Source organism: Phocaeicola sp. RTP21198st1_B8_RTP21198_201120 (assembly GCF_040929485.1).
Classification (GTDB): Bacteria; Bacteroidota; Bacteroidia; order Bacteroidales; family Bacteroidaceae; genus Phocaeicola; species Phocaeicola dorei.
Genome location: NZ_JBCOCI010000419.1, coordinates 1 through 1,232 on the forward strand (window position 1 = coordinate 1; position 1,232 = coordinate 1,232).

Genomic DNA, 1,232 nt, shown 5'->3' on the forward strand with positions numbered 1-1,232 from the left:
GTTGTTAGCAATCCGCTGCGCTCCTTGCTAACAATGGCTCGGCGACTTACGTCGCTTGCCGTAAGCCGCCGCTTCGCGGACTGCTTACAACAAGCGACTTGGCTAAATAGCTCCGCTTTTGTATCTTCGATACAGCTTCGCTACTTCGCCAAGTCGCCGAGCCGTTATTCAGGACTGTTTAAGTTTTTGATCTCCTGACGTTTTTGGTCTATACTGTTTAATAGTTTATTTTCTTCCTCTCTTTTAATCACCAAATTATGGAATTTCTTAGGGTTAAGAGAATGAGTAGAATCGATATGCGATGTTACATGCGGTAGCTCCAATTCTATCATTCGGTAACGCATTTCATACGATTTTCTATCGTCTAATTGTTTGTTCTTCTCGTATAGAACACCGAGACCTAGCGAAATAATGGTAGATAATGCTATCATAACAATGATCAGAGGTGTTGATTTGAGATCAATGCCGTAATGATGTTTTACAATGACCTGATCAGGAATTTCAGCTATCTTTGAAACAATGTCTTTTTCTTTGATTGTTAATACAGCTAATTCCTGTCTAGTTATTGTGGAGATTTCATTAGCTACATCCTGAAGTGTCCCATAATCGTTAATGATCTTAGATAGTACATCGTTTTCTCTTTTAATAAATTGCTTGATCTGTTGTAGTAGTTCCTGATCCTTTGCTCGCATTTCATGAAATTCCTGCATTTTCTTTTCATTTTCAGAAAGTAGGGAGACAATTGTAGGCATTATTCGTACAATATCCTGCGTGATCAAGTCTGTGTTTTCCTGCAATGCGCTTACCTGTTGCTGTATATTTTCTAATTCTGTGTTCATGGTATTAACGTTTTAGTCCGTAATTCTCTTTCTTTTTTCTTTTCTTGATCAACGGATCATCTTGCTCTGGTGTAATTTCGGGGTTCGAAAATAAAGCTGATGTTATGTGACCAAGTGTTTCTCCGATATTTCTGTCTATAGAATGATCCTTCGAAACATAGCTTCCAGTAATTTGATTTAGTTCAATAGAATTATCTATGCTATTTAAAGCCTTGTCGATCTGTCCGAAGCTCAATGAGCGGTCTATGGCAGAACCCCGAAATGTCTGTTCATCTTTGATGAACGAAATACCTTGAACCTCATCCGACCCCAATCTATATTTAAACTGCATTTCCACACCTCTGTAACGGATATAATTTTGTAGTTCCTTCCAGTTTTTACTGTGTCGTATGC

The 1,232-nt window shown here is 38.3% G+C and carries 1 protein-coding gene and 1 pseudogene; both read right to left on the reverse strand.

The window, feature by feature from the left end; genetic code table 11:
* Positions 1–164: 164 nt before the first annotated feature.
* On the reverse strand, positions 165–839 hold the full coding sequence (locus tag AB5935_RS26880; protein WP_003013290.1) for a hypothetical protein: 675 nt from the start codon (positions 837–839) through the stop codon (positions 165–167).
* A 4-nt stretch (positions 840–843) separates the two neighbouring features.
* Positions 844–1,232 (reverse strand): annotated as a pseudogene (locus tag AB5935_RS26885) (mobilization protein); the annotation flags it as partial.

Coding starts and splice junctions, on each gene's coding strand:
- AB5935_RS26880 (WP_003013290.1), bottom strand. CDS start 839: ATGAACACAGAATTAGAAAATATACAGCAACAGGTAAGCGCATTGCAG.